The 18393-nt window shown below is 44.8% G+C and carries 18 protein-coding genes; 10 read left to right on the forward strand and 8 right to left on the reverse strand.

Going from position 1 to position 18393, the window contains the following annotated elements; genetic code table 11:
• Positions 1 to 12: 12 nt before the first annotated feature.
• The 4 genes from porL to LT679_RS17345 form a co-directional block, all read right to left on the reverse strand.
• Positions 13 to 819, reverse strand: a complete 807-nt coding sequence (gene porL, locus LT679_RS17330) for a type IX secretion system motor protein PorL/GldL (RefSeq protein WP_232178933.1) — start codon at positions 817 to 819, stop codon at positions 13 to 15.
• Positions 820 to 903: 84 nt separating this feature from the next.
• Positions 904 to 2214: a T9SS ring complex lipoprotein PorK/GldK gene (gene porK, locus LT679_RS17335; RefSeq protein WP_232178934.1), complete on the reverse strand. Its 1311-nt coding sequence runs from the start codon at positions 2212 to 2214 to the stop codon at positions 904 to 906.
• A gap of 237 nt (positions 2215 to 2451) precedes the next feature.
• Positions 2452 to 3216, reverse strand: a complete 765-nt coding sequence (locus tag LT679_RS17340) for a uroporphyrinogen-III synthase (protein WP_232178935.1) — start codon at positions 3214 to 3216, stop codon at positions 2452 to 2454.
• 25 nt (positions 3217 to 3241) lie between these two features.
• On the reverse strand, positions 3242 to 4186 hold the full coding sequence (locus tag LT679_RS17345) for a DUF4271 domain-containing protein (protein ID WP_232178936.1): 945 nt from the start codon (positions 4184 to 4186) through the stop codon (positions 3242 to 3244).
• A 124-nt stretch (positions 4187 to 4310) separates the two neighbouring features.
• On the opposite strand from LT679_RS17345, the gene hemW reads away from it, so the two are divergent.
• The 4 genes from hemW to LT679_RS17365 all read left to right on the forward strand — a co-directional run bounded on the left by hemW (position 4311) and on the right by LT679_RS17365 (position 8131).
• Positions 4311 to 5432 carry a radical SAM family heme chaperone HemW gene (gene hemW, locus LT679_RS17350; protein ID WP_232178937.1) on the forward strand — a complete coding sequence of 374 codons (1122 nt, stop codon included), beginning with the start codon at positions 4311 to 4313 and terminating at the stop codon, positions 5430 to 5432.
• Between the two features lie 125 nt (positions 5433 to 5557).
• Positions 5558 to 6097, forward strand: a complete 540-nt coding sequence (locus LT679_RS17355; RefSeq protein ID WP_232178938.1) for a fasciclin domain-containing protein — start codon at positions 5558 to 5560, stop codon at positions 6095 to 6097.
• A 133-nt stretch (positions 6098 to 6230) separates the two neighbouring features.
• Positions 6231 to 7112: a cupin-like domain-containing protein gene (locus LT679_RS17360; RefSeq protein ID WP_232178939.1), complete on the forward strand. Its 882-nt coding sequence runs from the start codon at positions 6231 to 6233 to the stop codon at positions 7110 to 7112.
• 137 nt (positions 7113 to 7249) lie between these two features.
• Complete coding sequence (locus tag LT679_RS17365; RefSeq protein ID WP_232178940.1) at positions 7250 to 8131, forward strand: cupin-like domain-containing protein; 882 nt, start codon at positions 7250 to 7252, stop codon at positions 8129 to 8131.
• Between the two features lie 6 nt (positions 8132 to 8137).
• Here LT679_RS17365 and LT679_RS17370 read toward each other — a convergent pair whose 3' ends face one another.
• Entirely contained in the window at positions 8138 to 8407 is a 270-nt protein-coding gene (locus LT679_RS17370; RefSeq protein WP_232178941.1) for a hypothetical protein, read from the reverse strand.
• Positions 8408 to 8411: 4 nt separating this feature from the next.
• Positions 8412 to 8831 carry a YybH family protein gene (locus LT679_RS17375; RefSeq protein WP_232178942.1) on the reverse strand — a complete coding sequence of 140 codons (420 nt, stop codon included), beginning with the start codon at positions 8829 to 8831 and terminating at the stop codon, positions 8412 to 8414.
• A gap of 63 nt (positions 8832 to 8894) precedes the next feature.
• Here LT679_RS17375 and LT679_RS17380 point away from each other — a divergent pair, with 63 nt between their 5' ends.
• From LT679_RS17380 to LT679_RS17405, 6 genes are all read left to right on the forward strand, one after another.
• Positions 8895 to 9791 carry a carbohydrate kinase family protein gene (locus LT679_RS17380; RefSeq protein WP_232178943.1) on the forward strand — a complete coding sequence of 299 codons (897 nt, stop codon included), beginning with the start codon at positions 8895 to 8897 and terminating at the stop codon, positions 9789 to 9791.
• 92 nt (positions 9792 to 9883) lie between these two features.
• The gene (locus tag LT679_RS17385; RefSeq protein ID WP_232178944.1) at positions 9884 to 10981 is read left to right on the forward strand and encodes a vWA domain-containing protein; all 1098 of its coding nucleotides are present in this window, start codon (positions 9884 to 9886) and stop codon (positions 10979 to 10981) included.
• A 157-nt stretch (positions 10982 to 11138) separates the two neighbouring features.
• Positions 11139 to 12656, forward strand: a complete 1518-nt coding sequence (locus tag LT679_RS17390) for a sigma 54-interacting transcriptional regulator (RefSeq protein ID WP_232178945.1) — start codon at positions 11139 to 11141, stop codon at positions 12654 to 12656.
• A 1-nt stretch (position 12657) separates the two neighbouring features.
• Positions 12658 to 13950 (forward strand): metallophosphoesterase, encoded by a 1293-nt coding sequence (locus tag LT679_RS17395; RefSeq protein WP_232178946.1) that lies wholly within the window; start codon positions 12658 to 12660, stop codon positions 13948 to 13950.
• A 25-nt stretch (positions 13951 to 13975) separates the two neighbouring features.
• Positions 13976 to 14866 (forward strand): UbiA prenyltransferase family protein, encoded by an 891-nt coding sequence (locus LT679_RS17400; protein WP_232178947.1) that lies wholly within the window; start codon positions 13976 to 13978, stop codon positions 14864 to 14866.
• A complete protein-coding gene (locus LT679_RS17405; RefSeq protein WP_232178948.1) occupies positions 14856 to 15485 on the forward strand; it encodes a class I SAM-dependent methyltransferase in 630 nt (209 codons plus the stop codon). Before LT679_RS17400 ends, LT679_RS17405 begins: the two co-directional genes overlap by 11 nt.
• A gap of 407 nt (positions 15486 to 15892) precedes the next feature.
• Here LT679_RS17405 and LT679_RS17410 read toward each other — a convergent pair whose 3' ends face one another.
• Positions 15893 to 16420: a hypothetical protein gene (locus LT679_RS17410; RefSeq protein WP_232178949.1), complete on the reverse strand. Its 528-nt coding sequence runs from the start codon at positions 16418 to 16420 to the stop codon at positions 15893 to 15895.
• A gap of 56 nt (positions 16421 to 16476) precedes the next feature.
• Positions 16477 to 18309, reverse strand: a complete 1833-nt coding sequence (uvrC, locus tag LT679_RS17415) for an excinuclease ABC subunit UvrC (RefSeq protein WP_232178950.1) — start codon at positions 18307 to 18309, stop codon at positions 16477 to 16479.
• Positions 18310 to 18393: the final 84 nt, after the last annotated feature.

The following is an 18393-nucleotide window of genomic DNA, read 5'->3' on the forward strand; positions in this document are numbered from 1 at the left end:
TAATTACTCCAATTAAACACGTGGCTGGCTCATGGCGGTAAGCATGTTACCGTAAACCGCGTTAAGCGATGCCAGATTTTTAGCTAAGCGGCCAACTTCCTCTTTAAAGTTCTTTGAATCATCGATAGACTCATTGAAGTTTTGCATGGTGAGCGACAGGTTGTGGTAAAACGTGTTCATTGATTTTAAATGAGCAGTTGAATCCTGTAGCTCCAGTTCGTAAACTGCGTTTAACGCGCTCAGGTTTTTGGCCAGGTTGTTCACCTGATCGTGGTATGCTTTTGAATCGATGTTTGAGTTAGCCATTTCTGATAAGTTGGCTGATGCTTTTTCAAAAGAAGCGCTCAATTTGTCGTAGCTTGCAGTAGCTGTTTTTAATTTGCTGATGTACTCGTTGGTAGCAGTACCTGCATCGCCAACGGTTGAGATAGCTGCAACCTTATCGCCAAAAGTTCTCAGGTTATCACCAAGGCTGCTGATCAGTTCAGGGCCGATCTTGGCATCGCTCAGCATCTTGTCGAGCGCGGCGGTATTTGAAAAACCGGTGGGGGCAGGTGCGGCAACACGTGCGGTAGCAACCGGAAGGTCGCCTCTGTAATCTTCACTAAGTTCTGGATAAGCACGTGTCCAGTCAACCTCCTGCGTATCGCGCTGTAAGCCTAAAATCAGGAACAATACAGCCTCGGTACCTAAACCCAGCGTAATAAATGTGCTGGCATAAGGCCAGTGCTGAATTTTAAATAACAGACCTATAATTACAACGGTTGCACCAATTGAAATGATGTTATCAATGCCGAATGGTTTTTTCTTGAGAGCCATAAGTTGATGTTAGTGTGAATTTTTATTGTTGTTTTATCAAAGTACAATACAAAGCAAGTACGATAAGGTTGGCGTAATAGTGAATTATCGCTTGTCGCGGATGTCGCGGCCTACAAAATGGCTCACGCAACGGAAACCGATGTATGATTTCGCTGTGTCCTGATACTCGTAGCTGCGGGTTGAATTTTGCAGAAAGTAGCCCACATCTTTCCATGAGCCGCCACGTACAACTTTGCGTTTCAGCGATTCAGGATCGGTTGACTTGGCTTCGTAGTTAAAGGTAGGAGCCATATCATGCACAAAGGTTGAGGCAGATGGGTCATAAGCTGATGCGGTCCACTCGGCAACGTTACCGGCCATGTTGTACAAGCCGTAATCGTTAGGGAAGTAAGAGCGGACGTTAACCGTATATGCGCCCCCGTCGTCGGTATAGTTACCACGGCCAGGCTTAAAGTTGGCCATTAAGCAGCCTTTGGCGTTTTTTACGTAAGGGCCGCCCCATGGATAATCAGTACCTATACGGCCACCACGTGCGGCATACTCAAACTCCGCCTCGGTTGGCAAGCTGTATGGCAGGCGGTGCGGTAAACGGCGCGAATCTTTATAAGCATCATTGTAACGGGTGCGCCATACCGTAAAGGCACGTGCCTGGCGCCAGGTAACACCTACAACAGGATAGTTACGGAAGGCGGGGTGCGAAAAATAACCCTCAACCATAGGCTCGTTGGCAGCGTATGAGAAATCGCTCAGCCAAACCAGGGTATCCGGGTAAACATTCACCGTATCACGGAAGATGAAATCAGAACGTTTGGCGTTCCGGTCGTTTTTATGGTTTGCGGCATCGCGCAGCACCATGATAGAATAGTTGTATTTAAGCAGGCGTACATCCACCTCATTACGGTCAAACACGCGGTCGTCGCCCTGGTAATACATGCCATCGAGTTTAGCGGCATTACCGGCGTTGTTGCCTCTGAAGTTCCAGATCGGGTTCTTTTTAACGTACTCCCAGTTGATGAATTTACGTCCGCCGGCAGCAGCATTGGCATTAGCGCCTTTGGGCTGTATAAAATATTTAGGATCGTTGAGATAGTTGGTTATGGCAATGGAGTCGCGCACCCAGTTAACGTATTGTTTGTACTGAGTGTTTGATATCTCGGTTTGGTCCATAAAAAAAGGTGATACGGTCACCTGTTTTGTTTGGGCTATCTGGGCAAAGGTAACGTCCTGGTCTGTTTGCCCCATCAGGAACGAGCCTCCCGGTATATACACCATGTTATAAGGCACCTCTGAACGGAACGATCGTTGTGGTACACCCGTCACTTCTCCGCGGTCGCTGCTTTTACAGGCAGATAAGAGGGAGCCGGCAATGAATATATAAAAGTATATTTTTCTCATATAGTAATTATCGTGTCTGTAACATACACTTACAAACTCCCGAATATATAGTTTTAACTTTTTAACAAAAAAGCGAAAAATTACCATCAACACCAAGCCATACGGTCGGGTTTGCTTAGCTTTCGGCTATAATGCTAAAAATCAAACGTTTACAAATAGGGGCCTGTAAGTACGATATTAACGTAAAAAAAGGGGAAAGGGTTGCAAAAAAGTTAATAAATAACAGTTGAAAAACCGTTATTTATTAACTTGCTTACAGTATTGCTCGATAGCCATCGTCATGGACGGGGCTGCAGGAGTTGGAGCAGGTATATCTAAAATAAGTCCGGCATCTAACACAGCCTTGTGTGTAGTAGCGCCAAAGGCCGCAATGCGGGTGTTATTCTGCTTAAAATCAGGGAAGTTTTTGTAAAGCGACTGGATGCTTGACGGGCTAAAGAAAGCGATAACGTCATAAAACACTTCTGCCAGGTCAGACAGGTCGCTGCATACGGTACGGAAGAGCACGGCAGGTGTAAAGTTGTAACCGTTCTCCAGCAAAAATTTCTGCGTTTCTTCGGCAGCAACGTCTGAGCAAGGGTATAAAAACTTCTCGCCGGCGTGTTTTTTCAAAACCTCGGCCAGATCTGACGCGGTTTGCTTGCCGAAAAATATTTTGCGTTTGCGGTACTGAATGTATTTTTGAAGGTACAGCGCGATAGTTTCAGATAAACAGAAATATTTCATATCCACCGGAACCTCAAAACGCATCTCTTCGCATATACGGAAAAAGTGATCGGCTGAATTTCGGCTTGTAAAGATAACGGCAGTAAAGTCTGCTAAATTAATTTTCTCCTTACGAAAATCTTTCGCCGGTACACCCTCCACGTGGATAAAAGATCTGAAATCTATTTTCAGGTTTAGCTTTTTTGCCAGCTCCGCGTATGGATTTTTATCATTTTCGGGTTTTGGCAACGTCACCAAAATGCTTTTAACCCTTTTTTTTCTGTCTTCCAAAGTCAATCTCCGTAATAACTAACTAATTATATTATATATTAAGTGCCTTTATCAATATTAAAACAGGGCAAATTTCGAGGGCACAAAGATAGATAAATAAATAAAATTTCGGAAACTTAAAGCTTGAAATAATAATAACGCTGTTACGCAGGTACAACCAAATTAAAATTATGCCTGCCATCACTAACGCAATTAATAATACTATTTGTGTTAACTGCGGATTAATTAATGTTAAACAAACCACTACCGGTAAAAACAAAATGGCTACCGTAAAATAGGTAAGGCACAATATGGTAATGTAGCGCTCAACAATCTCTTTTATAACAAACACCCAGCCTATAAACTTTAACAGCAGTATTTTAAAGGCAAACAGCAGCAAAACAGCAATAGAAATGGATAAGTACAGCGCCATGCCAGCCAGCTCATAATACACCTGGTAATAAACCGATAGCTGGTACAGGAACAAGCCAAACGTAAAGCCCAATAAAACAACCAAGCCGGTAAACGTCCAAAAGGTGATGGGGGTGCCTTCATCTGTTTGCGAAAAAAGCTGCATTTTAAATGCGGAACGCAAAATGTTGTCAACATCACGGCCTATGGTAAGCCTTAGTATACCCGCGTACAAAAGCAGGGCCACCACAATGCCTATTACCCAGCGGCCGCGTACCGCCCGGCCAATGCCGGTTCCCGCGGTTGCTTTTGAGGTGGGTTTGATGTCATAAAAACCATAGCCTTTATACAGGTACTTATCCAGCATTTGCTCAACGAACTGGTTTGGGCGGTCAGGGTCTGGTGTTTTGATAAAGACCATAGCCAATGAATCTGACACGGCCTGTTCCTGCAATTTTGCGGCATAAGCTACAGAATCGAGCATGTGATATTGCCGCGGTGCCTGGTAGTAAACAGTGTCAGGCTCCGGCGTGTATTCCGTTTCGGTGCTGTCCGATTGCGCGAAGGCGGAGCCGCACAGCGTCATGACGAAAAATAATATGGTGAATATGCGTGTCAAACCGGCACAAAGGTAAGCGTTTAGGCTGCTATTTGTAAATGACGGTGTATTAACTTTTAATTGGCAGCCAATCGGTACTTTTGTGGTTCAAATGGCCGGAATTTATCTACACATACCTTTTTGCAAAAAAGCATGTCATTACTGCGATTTTCATTTCAGTACATCACTGCAGTACAAGGATGATCTGTTGCAGGCCATGCTTAAGGAACTGGAGCTGCAAAAAGCGTATCTGCAAGGCGAAACTATTGAAACCATATACTTCGGTGGTGGTACTCCGTCTCTTTTAAGCGCCGCGGAGATCAATCGCTTGCTGGATGCCGTTACCCGCCTGCATACGGTTGCTGCTAATGCCGAGATCACGCTGGAAGCCAACCCCGATGACCTGGACAGGCAAAAAGTGAACGACCTGCGGCAAACAGCCATTAATCGCTTCAGCATCGGCATACAATCTTTTTTTGATGATGACCTGCTTTGGATGAACCGGGCGCACCAGGCATCGGAAGCCGAAGCATCGGTAATGCGGGCGCAGGATGCCGGGTTCGAAAATATCACGGTCGACCTGATCTACGGCTACCCTTTACTTACCGATACCAAGTGGAAGCACAATATCGAAAAAGTTTTCGGGCTGGATGTTCCGCATGTATCAGCCTACTCCATGACGGTGGAGCCGCAAACTGCCCTGGCGTCCTTCATCAGTAAAAAGAAACAGCCGCCGATGAACGAGCAGCAAAGCGCCGCCCAATTTACTTATCTGATAGAGGCGATGGAGAAGCAGGGTTTTGAGCAATACGAAATATCAAACTTTTGCAAACCCGGGCATTACTCGCGCCATAACTCTAATTATTGGAAAGGCATAAAATACTTGGGCGTTGGCCCTTCAGCCCACTCTTTTAATGGCGAAACAAGGCAGTGGAACGTAGCCAATAACGCCAAATACATACAATCGTTGGAGTTAGGTACTATACCTGCCGAAACCGAGGTGCTTACTGAAAAGGACCGGTTGAATGAATACATCATGACCTCGCTGCGCACCATGTGGGGTTTAAGTTTAGATAGCTTAAACCTGATAGCCCCGGGTGCCACCGACGAACTGCTGCCGCGTGCCGCCGAATTTTTTGAACGGGAATGGCTCACCCGAAAAGAGCATACATTATACCTCACACCTCAAGGCAAGCTATATGCCGACCACATTGCTTCTGAATTATTCTTTTAGCGACTATTCTATTTGGGAGTTGTAATAAATATCTGTAAATCAGAATTTTGAGATATTGTCGATCTTTCGTTAAATCCATTTCGGCCGTCACTGGCGTACATTGATTAGTAACATCTATAATGAAAATGAAAAAACTAATCATCGCGGCGTTTGCAATAGCAGCTATTGCAATTGCGCCTAAAACTTATGCTCAAACAAAAATGGTAGGCGGCGCGGCCATGTATCCTACAAAGGATATTATTGACAATGCCGTAAATTCAAAAGACCATACTACGCTTGTTGCCGCTGTTAAAGCCGCCGGCCTGGTTGAAACGTTGAAAGGCAAAGGCCCGTTCACCGTGTTCGCCCCAACTAACGAGGCTTTTAATAAACTGCCTGCCGGTACGGTTGATAACCTGGTAAAGCCTGAAAACAAAGCAACGCTTACCAAAATATTAACTTATCATGTGGTTGCCGGTAAAATGAGCGCTAAGGATTTAATGGCTAAAGCTAAATCAGCCAACCCGACTTTAACCACCGTGCAGGGCGAAAAGCTAACAGTTAAGGTTGATGCCGGTAAAGTTTACCTGGTTGATGCCAAAGGTGGAAAATCATGGGTGACGATTGCTGACGTTAACCAAAGCAATGGCGTTATCCACGTAATAAACACAGTTTTAATGCCTTAATTAACCAAATATAAGCGTAGTAAGGGGTCGGTATTTTGCCGGCCCTTTTTTGTTGGGCATAAGTCAAAAACTACCTTCGCTAACAAGTGTTGTATGTAAATTAATTATTTTTGCTTGTTAATTATTTGTGAACATGGGCATTATTCTTACCCAAATTGATAAGGTTGATACGATCACGAAAGACGATTTTATTAACAACTATTTAATACCGCGTAAACCTTTGGTTATACGCAAGGCCACACAAACCTGGCCTGCCCTGCAAAAGTGGACTTTTGAGTATTTGAAGGAAGTGGTAGGCGACCGTACCGTGCCGCTTTATGATAGCTCAAAGGCCGATCCGGCGGCACCGATAAACGCCTCGGCCGCTGAAATGAAGTTTGCGGATTATATTGATCTGATACAACAGCAGCCTACAGACCTGCGTATATTTTTGTTCGACCCGATAAAGTTTGCGCCCAAATTGCTGGATGATTACCGTTCACCGTCTGACCTGATGGGCGGCTTTTTGGATAAATACCCCAATATGTTTTTTGGCGGCGCAGGTTCAATAACTTTTTTGCATTACGATATTGACTTGGCGCATATTTTCCATACGCATTTTCACGGGCGCAAGCACATTATTTTGTTTGAGCAAAAGTGGAGCGAGCGTTTATACTGTATGCCGTTTGCTACCTACGCATTGGAAGACTACGATATTTCGAACCCTGACTTTGAAAAGTTCCCGGCGCTGGATGGAATTGAAGGGCAGGAAACCATACTGGAGCATGGCGAAACGCTGTTCATGCCTACCGGTTTTTGGCATTGGATGAAGTACCTGGACGGTTCGTTTTCCATTTCGTTGCGCGCCTGGGATAAATCATGGGCCATTAAAGCGCATAGCTTATATAACCTCACCGTACAGCGCAAGTTTGACGATTTTATGAAAGGCCGTTTTAAAAAACGTTATATGGACTGGAAGGAAGAGCTTGCGATTAAACGCGCTAACAAGGCACTGGCTGAAGGTAAACCCGTTTGAAAAGTTTAAACATAATAGTTGTAATAGGGATGTCATTTAAAGGTGATATCCCTATTTTATTTTCGGAATTAACTATTTGATAATATAAAAAGCCTAATTTTATACAATCCGGAAAAACATTTTATCCGGTTATTTGTATGGGTTTCAAACTTTCAGGTGTTGATACGGTTGAGCATATATCCGCTCCCGATTTTAAGAAGCATTATCTTGACGCTCGCCGTCCGCTGGTGATCAAAGGCCTTACCAATAGCTGGCCTGCGCGCGAAAAGTGGACCGCTGGGTACATGAAAGAAATTGTAGGCAGCAAAACCGTTCCGCTTTATGATAATTCGAAGGCTGATCCGGCAAAGCCAATCAATACTTCGGCAGCGGTAATGCCCTTTAATGAGTATATCGATCTGATCAAATCGCAACCAACTGAGCTGCGCATCTTCTTTTTTAACATTTTTAAGCACGCCCCGCAACTGCTGGACGATATTGTATTGCCGAAGGATTTGATGGGTGGTTTTATAGAAAGTATGCCGGCCATGTTCTTCGGTGGATCAAACTCGGTTACCTTTTTGCATTACGATATCGACCTTCCGCACATCTTCCACACTCATTTTGGTGGCCACAAGCATATTATATTATTTGAGAATAAGTGGAAAGATCGTTTATACTGTTTACCTAACGCTACTTATGCACTGGAAGACTATGATGTAGCTAATCCCGACATCAGCAAATTCCCGGCATTGGATGGGGTTGAGGGGCAGGAAGTATTTTTAGAACACGGCGATACGCTGTTTATGCCAACCGGTTACTGGCACTGGATGAAGTACCTGGACGGATCATTCTCACTCAGTCTGCGCGCTTGGGATGCCTCTATAACCCGTAAAGCGGCCAGCGTTTATAACCTGGCCGTAAAAGGTGGATTGGATAGTGTGTTGAAAATGGCCTTTAAAGAAAAATATGCCAGATACCGTGAGGGCGTAGCCATTAAACGTGCCGAACGCGCGCTTGCTGACGGCTTGCCGCTTTAACGTGGATCAATAAAGTATAACAAACAGGCAAATGCCTGAAAAATATAGCCCGGTTATGATTTGTCCTGATTTTTCAGCGCTCATCATAACCGGGTCTTTTTTATTGAAGTCGGCGTTCCATAGTTCTTTAACGGAGTATAATTTTCTGTCAGGCTGAAATAATTGCCTTATCACCCCCCAAAAGTAAAGGACACATATACCGATAAAACGCACGGCGCCAACCAGCATGTTAATAATCAGAGGGCCGAAAAATAGCTCGGTAAGAAATTGCCCCATTGTTTTATGATGAATGATCGCACACGATTAGCCACTCGCCCTTTATTTTGCGGAACCATAAGGTGAAGTAGCCGCCGGGCGCATCCTTTTCGCGTTTCAAGTTCCAGCCGCCTAATACAAAGGCGTTGGTTTTATCTATCAGGTTAACTTTTAATATTTTGAAGGTCAGGAAACCCATTGCTGCTTTATCGGGGTAGCCGCGCTTATAGTTATCCATGGTGTTTTGCCAGCCGTAGGTAACGCCGCTTTTGCCAACAAAGGTCAACGAATCTGATTTCCAGTAGGTTTGCATATACGCCTCAATGTCGCCGTTGTTCCAGGCTTCACGCTGTTTATCCATCACTTTGAGGATGGCCTGCTTGTCCTGTGCGTGTGTAACAATTACACTTAGAAGAAGTATAAATAGCGTCAAAAAACGTTTCATGCCCTAAAATAAAACAATTAATTCACATTAACCTTGTAGCTTTGTACCAAATTGGTTTATGGTATGAAGAAACATGTACTTTGTTTTGGAGAGGTTTTGTGGGACACTTTTGCCGATGGTAAAAAAGCCGGTGGCGCACCCATGAACGTGGCCCGCCACCTGGCCCAGCAAAAAGTTGAAGTTTCGTTTGCAAGCCGCATCGGTAACGATCAATCCGGAAAGGAACTTGCGCATTTCTTAAAGGAGAACGAGCTTTTTGGCGATAGCATACAATTTGATAATGAACTGCCAACCTGCGAGGTGACCGTTGAGTTGGATGCCGATAATCAGGCAACATACATTATACCCGAGCCAGTATCGTGGGATAATATCAAGGCTGAAAAAGGGCTTCGCAAGCACGCTAAAAAGGTATCGGCCATTGTATATGGCAGCCTGGCATCGCGCGGCAAAACCACCCGCGACACCTTGCGCACCTTGCTTGATGATTCAAAAGCACTAAAAATATTTGATGTTAACCTGCGTGCCCCGCACTTTGAGTTGGCTACCATTGAGAACCTGGCCGCCAAGGCCGATGTGGTGAAGATGAATGAGGAAGAAGCCATTTTACTGGTGGGTGCTAAGGATAGCGAGAACCTGCAGGAGCGCATCATCGAGTTTAAAAAGAAATATCATGTTAAAACTATATGTGTAACCCGTGGCGGCAAAGGCGCAATGGTGCTGCACGATGAAAAGTTTTATGAACACCCGGGCTTTAAGGTAGAGGTTGAAGATACCGTTGGTGCAGGCGACGCTTTTTTAGCAACTTTTATAAAAGGATTGTTAAAAGAAAAGCCGATGGATCAGGTATTGGAAAAAGCCTGCGCAGTAGGCGCTTACGTAACCACCAGGCGTGGCGCTAACCCGGAATATACTAAAGAGCAGATACGGGCAATACGCGCGGCGCTGTCTGAAGGTAAATAACCGCGGCATTGTCATACCTGTTTAACAAAAGCAGGGGGCTTAAACTTTTCAGAAAAAATATCCGTTAATTTAAGTTCAAGGAAAGGACAATTATGCGTGGTTATGGTTTTTCACAGTTTACACCCCGGCAGGTGCCCAAAGGCGGCTTTGACGAACTGCTGAAATTATTCCTTGAGTTGCTCAATTATACCTCGGGCGATGCCGAAGAAGCATTAGCCTGGTTAAACGAGCTGGATAAGCAATACAACATCACCAATGACAAATATGGCATGGGTGATTTTATTGACGAACTCAAGGATCGCGGCTACTTAAACGAAGACGGCCGCAGCGGGCAGTTCAGCATTACCGCTAAAACAGAACAGAGCATTCGCCAGTCAGCATTAGAGGAAATATTCGGCAAGCTAAAAAAATCAGGTAAGGGTAATCACCGCTCGCCCCAATCGGGGCAGGGCGATGAAAAGAACGCCGAACGCCGTGAATTTGAGTTTGGCGATAGTCTCGACCAGATCGATATGACGCAGAGCATCCACAATGCCCAGGTTAACCATGGCATTGGCGATTTTATGATGACCGAGCGCGACCTCGAAGTGGAGGAGATGGACTACAAAACCCTCACCTCAACCGTGCTGATGATCGATATATCGCACTCCATGATATTGTATGGAGAGGACAGGATAACTCCCGCCAAGAAAGTAGCCATGGCTTTGGCGGAACTTATCCGTACAAAATACCCTAAGGATACATTGGATATTGTGGTTTTTGGCAACGATGCCTGGCCAATCAATTTACAGGATTTGCCGTATTTGCAGGTTGGCCCGTACCATACCAATACCTACGCGGGTTTGCAATTGGCAACGGATATTCTGCGCCGCCGCAAAACACACAACAAGCAAATTTTTATGATAACCGATGGTAAGCCTACCTGCTTAAAGGAAGGTACGCGGTATTATAAAAACAGCATCGGGCTTGACCGAAAGGTTGTAAACAAAACGCTGAATATGGCCGCCCAGTGCAAACGCCTGAAAATACCGATCACTACGTTCATGATCGCTAAGGACCCATACCTGCAGCAATTCGTTCGCCAGTTTACCGAAACTAACGGCGGCAAGGCGTTCTACAGCTCGCTGAATGGTTTAGGCGAATATATATTTGAAGATTATATCAGGAACAGAAGAAGGACAGTGAGATAGTCTGAACCTGAATTTACAGAATTTTGGAATGGGCAGAATTTTTGAGCTCCTTGTTTGAATGAAGGATTTAAAAAATTTATAATAATCATAGAATCACACTGCCTATAAAAGCGCATCGGTGAAATCAAAAATCAATCGGTGCAATCATAAAATAATAATGAGTAAATTACTGGAAATAAAAACACTTGGCCAGCTAAAGCAAACAGATTACCGCAGCCGCTCGGTTAAGGATGAGTTAAGGGCTAATCTGATAGCACAGCTACAAAAAAGTGAGGATGGATTTGAAGGGATTATCGGTTTTGAGGATACCGTTATTCCTGACCTGCAGACGGCTATTCTGTCGCGCCATAACATATTACTATTAGGTTTACGCGGGCAGGCTAAAACGCGTATCGCACGTTTGCTGGTTAACTTGCTTGATGAGTATACGCCGTACATCGAGGGATCAGAATTATACGATGATCCCCTGAACCCGATCTCCTGGTACGGCCATAGCATTGTTACCGAAAAGGGCGACGATACCCCGATTGCCTGGCTGCACCGCTCCGAGCGTTATACTGAGAAACTGGCTACACCTGATGTTACGGTTGCCGATTTAATTGGTGATGTTGACCCTATCAAGGCCGCTACCATGAAGCTCACGTATTCGGACGAGCGGGTGATCCACTTCGGTTTGATACCGCGTGCGCACCGGGGCATCTTCGTGATTAACGAGTTGCCCGATTTACAGGCACGCATCCAGGTATCGCTGTTCAACATCCTGCAGGAAAAAGATATACAGATCCGTGGTTTTAAACTGCGCCTGCCGCTTGATTTGCAATTCGTGTTCACCGCAAACCCGGAGGATTATACCAACCGTGGTTCGATAGTAACGCCGCTGAAAGACCGTATTGAAAGCCAGATACTGACGCACTATCCGCGTTCTGTTGAGATCTCACGTAAAATTACCCAGCAGGAAGCGCTGCTGACTTCGGAGCAAAAAACAGCTATTGAAGCCGACGGATTGGTGAAAGACCTGGTAGAGCAGATCGCTTTTGAGGCACGTAACTCCGAGTATATCGATAAAAAATCGGGCGTGTCTGCACGGTTAACTATATCGGCTTATGAAAACCTGATCAGTAATGCCGAGCGACGCATGATTATCAACCGCGAAGCCAGTACCTTTGTACGCATTACCGACTTTTTAGGGGTTATCCCGGCGATTACCGGTAAAATAGAGTTGGTTTACGAGGGCGAGTTGGAAGGCCCGGCGAAAGTGGCCAACCTGCTGATCGGCAAAGCCATCAAAACTTTAATGCTGACCTTCTTCCCTGATCCGGAGAAAGCCAAAAAATCGAAATCGCCTAACCCGTATGCCGAAATAGTGAATTGGTTTGGTAACGGAAACACTATTGCATTGATTGATGACTTGCCCGCTGCTGAATACAAAAAACTGCTCAACCAAGTGCCGGGATTGAAAGCATTTGTGAAACAGTTCCATCCTCGACTGAGCGAAAACCAGCAATTGCTGCTGATGGAGTTTGTGCTGCATGGTTTGGCCGAGTTTTCGCAATTGAACAAAGGTTTTCTGGATAATGGCTTTGCCTTTTCGGACATGTTCAACAGTTTGTTTAATTTGCAGCCCGACGACGAGGACGATGATTTAGACCTCGACGACGATAGGTATAACAATTAACATGCAAGCAAAGATCCTGACCGTCACCTTAATTAGTATTGTACTTTTAGTAGCCGATGTATACGTAATAAGCGGTATAAGGGGGGCATTCCCTAAATGGCGGTTTGTACAAAAAAAGAGTTTTACTACCATCTTTTTAACCCTTTCGGTACTGCTCATTATTGCGCTGTATGTGGGGGTTTATATAAAAATAAACGTTGGCGTGCGTGCCGCACTGATGCTGGTGTTTTTTTTACAGGCTATTGTTAAGGCGGTATTTGTGCTGTTTGTTTTTATGGATGATATCAGGCGTTTCATCAAACGCTTGTTCATTCGCGATAAAAAGCAACCGGAGGAAGTACCCGCGCCGGTTAACGAGCCGGAGAATAAGCTGCCAGCTATACCCCGCTCAGAATTTCTGTTGAAAGCCGGTTTGCTGGCCGGTATGGTACCGCTGGCGGCCATGGGCTATTCATCCATGACAAGCGTGTACGACTACCAGGTACGCCGCCGCAAATTATACCTGCCCAATTTGCCCAAAAAATTTGACGGGTTACTGTTAGGGCAGATATCAGACATTCACTCCGGTAGTTTTTATAAAAAGAAGGCTGTTTTAGGCGGTGTAGAAATGCTGCTTGCCGAAAAACCTGACCTGATATTTTTTACCGGAGACCTGGTGAACGACATAGCGCCCGAAATGCGCGATTACCAGGACATATTCAGCAAAGTAAAAGCACCGCTGGGTGTGTTCTCCACGCTGGGTAATCATGATTATGGTGATTATGCCTGGTGGCCTGATGCCGCGGCGAAAAAGAAGAACCTCGACGACCTGAAAGCCACGCACAAAAATATGGGTTGGGATTTGCTGATGAATACCCATCGCCGCCTGAAGGTTGATGGTGAGGAAATAGGCATTTTAGGGATCGAGAATTGGGCGGCTATCAGCCGTTTTCCGCGTTATGGCCGTATGGATCTGGCTACAAAAAATACTGATGACTTGCCGGTAAAACTACTGCTCTCGCATGACCCCTCGCACTGGCGCGCCGAAGTGTTGCCAAAATATCCGCAGATTGATGCCATGTTCTCAGGCCATACCCACGGGATGCAATTCGGCGTACGTACCGAGGAGTACCAGTGGAGCCCGATAAAATATGTGTATAACGAGTGGGCCGGCCACTACCATGAAAATAACCAGCAATTATATGTAAATGTGGGCTACGGCTTTATTGGTTATACCGGGCGTATTGGTATTTTGCCCGAGATAACGATATTTGAATTAAAAGCCGGGCACGATCCAAACCCTGCGTGGATATAAAACCGCCACCGGCCGTATCAACCAAATGAAAAAACTGCTCCAGCCGGTGCTCAACTTTTTGCTTTTCAGCAATGTATTTATGGCCTTGTGCGCCGTGGCCCAGGCGTTAGTAACGTTTCATTTAATCGGCTCAAAACCTGTTTACCCGGTGCTGGCGCTGCTGTTCACTTCAACACTTGGCATTTATAACTTCTGTATCCTGATAACCCGGCCTAAAGCGCCCATGCAATCGCCATATGTGCGGGTACGCTGGTTTTTTAGTCATTACAGGTTAATGGTTTCATTCACCATTATCTGCCTGCTGTCACTTATTCCGTTGTTTTTTATGGTAACGCTGCCGTCAAAATTGTTATTGGTTTTTATGGGAACGTTATCTGTGTTATATGGACTGCCATTGTTTACACTGGGTTCGCAAAAGTTTGGCTTACGCAATATACCCGGCTTAAAGGCCATATTGATAACCGTAGTGTGGGTAGCCAGTTGTGTGCTGCTGCCTGTGTTAGAAGCGCAGGGTCGGCATCTTACCGATATTTCCATGCGCGATACGGTGATCCTGGCTGCTAAGCGTTTTTTGTTCATCGGGGCTTTAACCGTACCATTTGATATCCGCGATCTATTTCAGGACAGGCAAACCGGGCTTAAAACCATCCCCGTTGTTTGGGGCGAACGGAAGGCTTATCTCTTTTGTCAGGTTTTGCTGGCGGGTTACATATTGCTGCTGTTCATGTTCCGGCATAATGGTTTCAATGCCGACTTTTTCGGGCTCACACTAACCGCCCTGCTCACCGGCTGGCTTATATTTAAATCAACCTGGGAGAAAAACGAATACTATTATTTCTTTTATCTCGATGGGGTGCTCATATTGCAATATGTAATGGTGCTCGCTTTTAGCATGCTGAAAACCTATGGCGGCTAACTATAACAACACGGCCTGGTTTTATGATAGCCTTGCCCGGCTGGTGTTTGGCAGCACGCTAAAAAGTTCGCAAAAGCATTTGCTACCGCTGGTGCCTAAAAACGCACGGATATTAATTGTAGGCGGCGGCACCGGGCAAACGCTCGAAGATCTGGCCAACCTGCAATATGAAGGTTTGGATATCACTTTCGTGGAAATATCCGCTAACATGACTGCCCTTGCGCAAAAACGTAATGCAGGTAATAACCGGGTAACTTTTATTGTGGACGCTATAGAGCAAGTGCAGTTAGCCGCCAATTTTGATGTGATAATTACCGGCTTTTTATTTGATAATTATCCCGATGCTGATCTGCCCTTAACATTTGATCATATCAATTCCGCTTTAAAACCCGGCGGCCTGTGGCTCAATACCGATTTTCAGCTTACCGGCAAATGGTGGCAGCCGTTGTTACTGAAAAGCATGTATACATTTTTCAAAATGTTCAGCCCGATACCGGTAAGTAAGTTGCCTGACGTGAGCAGGGTTTTTGCCTTACATGGATATAACGCTATAGCAAGTGCAACTTTTTACGGCGATTTTATTTTGACAAGGGCTTATAAAAAGCTTTTAAAAAATTAATTATCCTGTCATTTCGAGCGACAGCGAGAAATCTCTTGAGGTATTCCTACAGTTCGTTACCTGTCCTGAATTTCTTTTGAGCGATCAAAAGAAACAAAAATCGCCGGCTACGTCCTGCCCGGTGAAAGTTTCTGCTTTGGCTACGCCTGTGCTACTCCGGGCATTCCTGATGCCGGACATTGAGCTTATTTACGGTTTGTGATTAATACATTCAACTTCAGTCATAGAATCAAATAAAAAAGCGTGGGCCTGCCGGAAAACCGGGCCGGGAGTATGGCCTGTGCGGATGAAGGTTGACTTCGGTTACTTTGTGTCTAAAACTAAGTAACTGGCCTATGCGGCCAAGAGCAGGCTAACGATAATTAAAGTAAATCCGTTGATCAAAGCACCTCAATATAGTGAATCAATTATTTAATTAAGCCTGTTGCGTACTCATATATTTCTAACCATATCGATTCCGATTTTTCACCTCTCAATATTGCCTTAGCTTCTGCTATACAGCCTCCCATCAGCTCGATATGCCTAATTATTGGAAATTCAAATAGTGCAGGTAAGTTGTAAGAAATATCCCTTTTAGGTTGCTTAACAATTTTCCATTTTAGTTGCGGGTGCGTGTTGATTATTAATTTTGAAATAAGCAGCGATAAATCAGCAACTATCGCCAATCCCCTATTTGTAATAATGGCATCTCCCTCTTTTAACTCTGAAAATACGGGCTTCTTAAGGATATAAGTTATTTTTTTAGATACTCTTTCAATATCATTTTTATGATCGCCTGTTAAACTTTCATCGATACAAGTAAGTAAATAATCTACCCTATCATCTTTTACAGACATAAGCCAATCAAAATAAGTCTTAGCTTGTTTTGTGGTCCACAGACGGGCCTTAATCGCTGAAACTTCCTCTGGTGGTATAAACAGAATATAATCTTTCATATTATCAATGGTGAATCAAGCCCCTCTCAAAAACCATATTATTTAATGTAGTATGTCTATTCCATATTCGCATTTTCCACATGCTCCGGTAACCTCGGTGCAAAGTAGGTAAGTATAGCTTTAGCTTGTTTCAGATTCACCACTTCCATTAATTCCTCTTGCTTGGCCTCACGTATCTTTTTAACGGATTTAAAGTATTTCAGCAGTTTCTCGGCAGTGGTTTTGCCTATGCCTTCTATCAGTTCCAACTCGGTGGCCAGGGTACCTTTATCCCGCTTTTTGCGGTGAAAGGTGATACCGAAACGGTGTGCTTCGTCGCGCAGTTGCTGAATTACTTTCAGCGTTTCCGATTTTTTGTCGAGATATAACGGGTATTGATCGCCGGGATAATAGAGTTCTTCCAGTCGTTTGGCAATGCCTATAACCGTTACCTGTTTTTCGATACCCAGCAGCTTGAGGCTTTTCATGGCCGATGATAACTGGCCCTTGCCACCGTCAATAATAATCAACTGTGGTAGTTCGGTGCCCTCATCCAGCATACGGCGGTAACGGCGGTGTACGGCCTCTTCCATGGTTGCAAAGTCATTAGGACCTTCAACGGTTTTTACGTTAAAGTGGCGGTAATCCTTTTTTGATGGTTTTGCATCCTTAAATACCACAATGGCCGAAACCGGGTACTTACCCTGAAAGTTAGAGTTATCAAAGCACTCAATATGGCGTGGTAGCTGGTTCATCCGTAAATCCTTCATCATCTGCGTAAGCAGGCGCTCGGTGCGTACTTCAGGGTTCAGCTTTTCGTATTGATCTATCTTTTCGCGTTTAAAGAATTGTACATTCTTTTGCGACAGGTCAAGCAGCTTTTTCTTTTCTCCCAGCTTGGGTACAGTGAATTTTATGCTGGCATCTTCCAGGTGCACATCAAACGGAACAATGATTTCTTTGGAATGGCTGTTATATCGGCTTCTAAACTCAAATATGGCCAGGGTAAGCAGCTCCTCGTCGCTTTCATCGAGGCGCTTTTTCAATTCAATGGTTTGCGTTTGGATAATGGTGCCATTCATCACCTTTAAAAAGTTAACAAAGGCATATTTCTCTTCGGACGCGATGCTGAATACATCCACATCCGTGATAGACGAGTTTACTACGGTTGATTTACTTTGGTATTTCTCCAGCAGATCGTACTTGCGTTTGAGCTTGTGCGCCAGCTCAAAATTCATGTCAGCAACGGCGGCATCCATTTCGGCTTTCATTTCACGTACTACATTGTTGATCTTGCCATTCAGAATGTCCTTTATTTCCTCTATGCTGTTATCGTAGTCCTCTTCCGTCTGAAAATTCTGACAAGGGCCTTTGCAGTTACCCAATTGGTATTCCAGACAAACCTTGAATTTTCCTTTGTCAATGTTCTCGCGGGTTAGCGCAAGGTTGCAGGTACGCAGGGGATAAGTTTCACGTATCAGATCCAGTATGGTGTGCATCATGCTTACCGAGGCGTAAGGGCCAAGGTATTTAGAGCCATCCCGCACAATGCGGCGGGTCCAAAAGATGCGTGGAAAGTTTTCGTTCTTGATGATGATCCAGGGATAGGTCTTATCATCCTTCAGCATCACATTGTAGCGCGGCTGATGCTTCTTGATCATGCTGTTCTCCAGCAGCCAGGCATCCACCTCGGTATCAACAATGGTAAAGGTGATGTTGCGTATTTTTGATACCAGCACCCGCGTTTTGGCATTCACGTTCAAATCCTTATTAAAGTAGGATGTAACGCGGTTGCGCAAATCTTTAGCCTTGCCGATGTAGATCAGTTCGTTCTCGCTATCCCAAAACTGGTATACACCCGGCCGGTGTGGTATATTCTTTAGTGCTGCTCTGTAATCAAATCGCTCCATTAGCCCCCTAACCCCCTAAAGGGGGAATCAGATAAATAATATTGTTAACGCAAAAAAGCGGTGTTTGATGCAAAAATATAAAAT

It is taken from the genome of Mucilaginibacter roseus, assembly GCF_021215455.1.
GTDB classification, from domain to species: Bacteria; Bacteroidota; Bacteroidia; order Sphingobacteriales; family Sphingobacteriaceae; genus Mucilaginibacter; species Mucilaginibacter roseus.